Annotated in this window: 7 protein-coding genes; 5 read left to right on the forward strand and 2 right to left on the reverse strand. The window is 51.1% G+C overall.

The window, feature by feature from the left end; genetic code table 11:
- The coding region (locus IQ219_RS16575; RefSeq protein ID WP_194073335.1) for a cation:proton antiporter at positions 1-1,380 on the reverse strand (1,380 nt) is incomplete at its 3' end.
- Between the two features lie 38 nt (positions 1,381-1,418).
- Between IQ219_RS16575 and IQ219_RS16580 the strand changes: the two genes are divergently transcribed.
- Both IQ219_RS16580 and IQ219_RS16585 read left to right on the forward strand, forming a co-directional pair.
- Complete coding sequence (locus IQ219_RS16580) at positions 1,419-2,141, forward strand: hypothetical protein (RefSeq protein WP_228017242.1); 723 nt, start codon at positions 1,419-1,421, stop codon at positions 2,139-2,141.
- A gap of 141 nt (positions 2,142-2,282) precedes the next feature.
- Positions 2,283-2,921, forward strand: a complete 639-nt coding sequence (locus IQ219_RS16585; RefSeq protein WP_190595779.1) for a histidine phosphatase family protein — start codon at positions 2,283-2,285, stop codon at positions 2,919-2,921.
- Here the strand turns inward: IQ219_RS16585 and IQ219_RS16590 are convergent.
- Positions 2,918-3,106 carry a hypothetical protein gene (locus tag IQ219_RS16590; RefSeq protein WP_194073336.1) on the reverse strand — a complete coding sequence of 63 codons (189 nt, stop codon included), beginning with the start codon at positions 3,104-3,106 and terminating at the stop codon, positions 2,918-2,920. The two genes, IQ219_RS16585 and IQ219_RS16590, sit on opposite strands and share 4 nt — an antisense overlap.
- Here IQ219_RS16590 and IQ219_RS16595 point away from each other — a divergent pair.
- The 3 genes from IQ219_RS16595 to dgt form a co-directional block, all read left to right on the forward strand.
- Positions 3,098-3,772: a response regulator transcription factor gene (locus IQ219_RS16595; protein ID WP_190595783.1), complete on the forward strand. Its 675-nt coding sequence runs from the start codon at positions 3,098-3,100 to the stop codon at positions 3,770-3,772. The genes IQ219_RS16590 and IQ219_RS16595 overlap by 9 nt on opposite strands.
- Positions 3,773-3,776: 4 nt before the next feature.
- The gene (locus IQ219_RS16600; RefSeq protein WP_194073337.1) at positions 3,777-4,430 is read left to right on the forward strand and encodes a DUF1361 domain-containing protein; all 654 of its coding nucleotides are present in this window, start codon (positions 3,777-3,779) and stop codon (positions 4,428-4,430) included.
- Positions 4,431-4,451: 21 nt separating this feature from the next.
- The coding region (gene dgt, locus IQ219_RS16605) for a dGTP triphosphohydrolase (RefSeq protein ID WP_194073338.1) at positions 4,452-5,129 on the forward strand (678 nt) is incomplete at its 3' end.

The following is a 5,129-nucleotide window of genomic DNA, read 5'->3' on the forward strand; positions in this document are numbered from 1 at the left end:
GGGAATTACCACGCCACTTTCATGGCGGGCGATCAGGGCTCCCATTTCCAACAAATAGCTCAGGGTTTGGGGATTCTGGGTGGGCACTAGAACCGTAAAGGTGGAAGCTTTGGGGGGCACCAGGGTAATTTCGCCATTTTCCCCCGGTAAGGCCGAGTCATCTTCGAGGTTAGAGAGACTATTGGGGGGCGGAATTTTGGTGGCAAACTTGGCTGTCATCAGGGGGCCAATGATGGACGTGATCAGCATCAGCACAATGATGGTGTTCAATACTGTTTCCGACACCAGGCGATCGCCAGAGGCATTAATGGCTTGATAACCGGCCACCGCCGCCGCCAATGTGGCCGCCACCTGGGGAATGGAAAGGGACCACATGGTTAGACCCTCGGCCCAGGTATAGCCCAATTTCAGTTGGGCAAGGATAGCCGCCACCCCCTTGGAGATGATCAGCCCTCCCACAATGGCCACCACCAGGGGAAAAAGGGTGGTGAGGGTAACCATAAAAGCCGGTAAATCCAACAACAGCCCAATGCCAATAAAGAAAAAGGGAATGAATAGGGTAGTTCCCAAAAACTCGACTTTTTCCTTGACTGGCCCTTTGCCCAACACATCGTTCACCGCCAGCCCGGCCAGGAAGGCTCCAACAATTTTATCTACATTGATCAATTCCGAGCCCACGGAAGCAAGGAACACCGCCAACAGTACGAAGAGAAATTGATTACTCTGCTCATCCCCGGTGCGACGAAAATATTCCTTCCCTGCCCAATCAAAGCCGACTAACACCAAGGCACTGTATCCGGCGATCGCCACCAACTGCACCACCAAACCCGCCGGGGAAAAACTACCACTGTGGATGGAAATACAGATGGCCAAAACTAACAGAGCGGCAATATCGGTGAAAATGGTGGCCCCAATGGTGACCATCACTGCTTGATTTCGCACAATGCCCAACCGCTGCACAATGGGGTAGCCCAACAGGGTATGGGAGGCAAATAGGGAACCCATCAACACAGATGCATTGAGGGAATAGCCAAAAAGTTGACCCACGGCCAACCCCGTCAGTAAAGGAATGGCAAAGGTGAGGCAACCATAGAGCAAAGAACGGTTGCGGGTGCGGCGGAAGTCCACCATATCAATTTCCAATCCCGCCACAAACATCAGATAAATTTTGCCAATGTCGGTGAAGAGCTTGATGCTTTCCGAATCCTGATCTAATATTCCTAGACCACTTTTGCCCAGCACAATGCCAGCGAACAAAAGTCCCACCAATCCTGGTAACTTGAGACGCTCAAAAATTGGCGGCAGAATCAGGGTCACCAATAATAGAATGGTGAAGTCGATTAAAGGATTACTCGGAATTGGTGCGAATAAGCCATCCATAAAGTGGGTGGAGATTGTTTAGGTCATAGGCAGGAGCCATGGGCATCATCATACCGTTCCGGCTCCCGATCGCCATTTCTAGTCCGTTGGCCCTTCTCGCCCTAGCCATTGTTTCAGCTTTCCCCTTTATCTCCATGCCCAAACAGTATTTTTTCTCTGTCGGCCGATTTTCCTGCACTGCACTGGCCTCTGCCATTGTTAGTGTTGTGGTCGGAACCCTGGCCATGGCCTCCCCGGCGATCGCCTTAGATTGCGCTGAGATGGGGGAACTAGCCCAGTACGATTCCCGCTGTTGGGAAAGTTTGCCCCCCACCATGGCCCCCAAAGCAGGTAACAGTAGTCCCAGTAGCCCTCTTAGTGGTGGTCTTGGGGCAACGTTGGGCAATGGATTGCAAGCTTTTCAGGGCACCTGGAAATTCGATTACGAAAAAACCATGGCAGACTACCGGCAAAGCCCTGAATACAAACCAGAGGAAGACATCGAAGCGCTGTCCGGACTGCTCAACTTTATGTTTGGCATGGTCTCCCTCAAAATTGCCGGGAACCAATTACAGATGAGCGTTGCCGGTACCGGGGAAGTTACCACCATCGACTGTCAAGTGAACTCTAGTACTGTCACTGTGGTCATAGCCCAATGCACCAAAGAAGGTGACACCAAAACGATTAAATTTGAAAATGTTTTGCCGGGACAGTACATGAAATTTGGTGCAGTGGGGGAAAACGATTGCCCCTACTGTGTTTGGCGTCGGGTGGGGCCATAGTTGAATCATGGCAACTATTCTTCCCTTGACATGAACCGGAAGCCTCGCTAACAATCTTGCCGGGATTGGGGCTAGTTAACTCCAAGCCAGTGGGTGAACCAGAACCCAGTCCAAACTATCTCCAAAAATCCATCAGCTATTATGACCCTTAATCTCTATTTTCTCCGCCATGGCGAAACCACTTCTAGCCAAACAGGGACTTTTTGCGGCCGCCTGGACATTGACCTCACTAGCCATGGCTATCAAATGGCCCACCAATTTGCCGAAGCTTACAAGGATGTTCATTGGACGGCTATTTTTGCCAGCCCCCTACACCGCACCATGGCCACGGCAACTCCCCTGAGTGAGCTGATCAATGTACCTATCCAAAAACGGGACGGTCTGAAGGAAATTGCCTACGGGGAATGGGAAGGGAAAACCCCAGCGGAAGTGAATCAAGAATTTCACGATGATTATGTCCGTTGGCTGGCGGATCCGGGTTGGAATGCTCCTTCTGAGGGAGAAAAGGGCATTGATATCGCCCGTCGTAGCTCTGAGGTGCTAGAGGAAATCGAACAAACTTTCACCGACGGTAATGTGTTGGTGGTATCCCATAAGTCCACCATCCGCATTATGCTCTGTAGTCTGTTGGGCATTGACATCGGCCGTTTTCGAGACCGTATCGGTATGCCCGTGGCGGCGGTGAGTATTATCACCATGTCTAAGCACGGCCCCTTGATCGAAGTGATGGGCGATCGCTCCCACCTCAACCAAGACCTGCGGGATCGTTACGGCACTTAGAAAGTATCAAATAGAGAATTAAATTCGTTGGCCGCTGCCCCAAGACGGAGTTTTTCTGTGCCATGGTTTTGAGCAGTTGCAGCTTTTTGAGCCCTTTTCCCTAGCCCTACCCAGGTTAAAATCCGCAGCGGGGGCAGTACGATGAACATATTTGCTATGCGATCGCCTAGTTTGCCATGAGTCACCGTGTTCTAGTTGTGGAAGAGGAAGAAAAGTTAGCCCGATTTATGGAGTTGGAACTCAAATATGAAGGCTACGATGTCAGTGTGGCTAGGGATGGTCTGAAGGGCCTTACCCAAGCCCAGGAATTTCCCCCCGATTTAATCATTGTGGACGCAGCCCTACCAGGGCTGTCTGGAGCGGAGCTATGCCGACGACTACGGCAGATGGGCAGTCGCATTCCTGTTATCCTGATCACAGCCAAGGACGACGTGGAAGAACGGGTGATGGGGCTTGATGCCGGTGCCGATGACTACATTGTCAAACCCTTTAACTCCGATGAGTTTTTTGCCCGCATCCGGGTGCAATTGCGTCGTACCCACACGGCTAGCGATGAAGTGCTGCAATTTGCCGATCTACGCTTCAATCGCAGTACAAGGGAAATTCAACGGGGCGATCGCCTGATTGATCTCACCGCCAAGGAGTTTGAGCTTTTGGACTATCTCCTCTCCCATGCCCGCCAGGTGTTGACCAGGGAACAAATTTTGGAACGGGTCTGGGGCTACGATTTTATGGGGGATTCCAACATTATTGAAGTTTATATCCGTTACCTACGGTTGAAGTTGGAGGCGGCGGGGGAACCCCGTTTAATTCAGACAGTGCGGGGGGTGGGCTACGTGCTAAGGGATTAGGAGTATGGAACTAATCATTTCCTGGCTACGGGTGTCTTGGCAGGTGTTGGCCATCAATGGCGATCGCATTGCCTGGAACACTTTTTTGGCTGTTATTCCCCTGGTGCTCAGTGTTTGGTTATTCCGTTGGCATAATCCCCAACGCCAACCATGGCCCCGATCGCCACTATGGTGGGTAATTTTTGCGGTATTTATCGCCTTTTTGCCCAATGCCCCTTACATTTTGACCGACATTATCCATTACTTCCAACTGGTGCGGCGGGGAATACCGACCAGCATCATGATTTTTACTGCCACCCCCCAATTTTTTATCTTCTTGAATGTGGGTTGGCAATGCTACGTCATGTCCCTGCTCAATGCCAGTTACTATCTGGAGCAACGGCAATGGTCAGCCTGGATTTTACCCATGGAGTTAACGGCCCATCTGTTGTCGGCGATCGGTATTTATCTGGGGCGATTTTTGCGTTTAAACAGTTGGCATGTGGTCACAGACCCCAAAGATGTGGGTCATAATTTGGCCCAAAGCCTTTCCCATCACCGCCCCCTCTTGGCCATTAGCGTCACCGTGGTGATTCTGACCGTTTTTTATTGGTTGACTAAACAGGTTAACCTCGGGTTAGTACTGCGGTGGCAACAGGTTCGTCGCCGTGGTCCATAGGCCAACAAAAATATTAACCCAATGGAATGGCAACAATTACTCTCCCGCAAACGCCTCGGTAAACAACAGTTGGAGGAGCATCAGTTTGAGCGCACCTCTTTCCTCAAAGATTATGACCGCATTGTCTATTCCACGGCTTTCCGCCGCCTGAAGGATAAAACCCAGGTTTTTCCCCTATCCAAAAATGCCGATGTCCGCACCCGTCTGATCCACAGTTTGGAGGTGTCCTGTGTGGGTCGTTCCCTAGGGCGTATGGTGGGGGATCAGGTGATTAAACGCCATCAACTCCAGGCGATCGAAGCGGCGGACTTTGGTGATATTCTTTCTGCGGCCTGCCTAGCCCACGACATTGGCAATCCTCCCTTTGGCCATGCCGGGGAAGATGCCATTCAAACCGCTTTCCAAAAATGGTATGCCCGCAAAAATCGTTCCGGTGCCCTGATTAATCCTTTACAAAAAGCTGATTTTGACCGCTTTGAAGGCAATGCTCAGGGCTTTCGTATTTTAACTAGGCTTGGTTTACCCCATCGCCCAGGGGGACTGCAACTAACCTGTGCCACCCTGGCCACCTTTGCCAAATATCCCCGGGAATCATTTATTCCCCAACGCACCCTGGCCCGCCATCCCGGCAAAAGCTTACAAAAATACGGTTTTTTCCAGGCTGAAAAAGATCTATTCACTGAAGTAGCTGAAACGGTG

It is taken from the genome of Synechocystis sp. LEGE 06083 (assembly GCF_015207725.1).
Classification (GTDB): Bacteria; Cyanobacteriota; Cyanobacteriia; order Cyanobacteriales; family Microcystaceae; genus Synechocystis; species Synechocystis salina.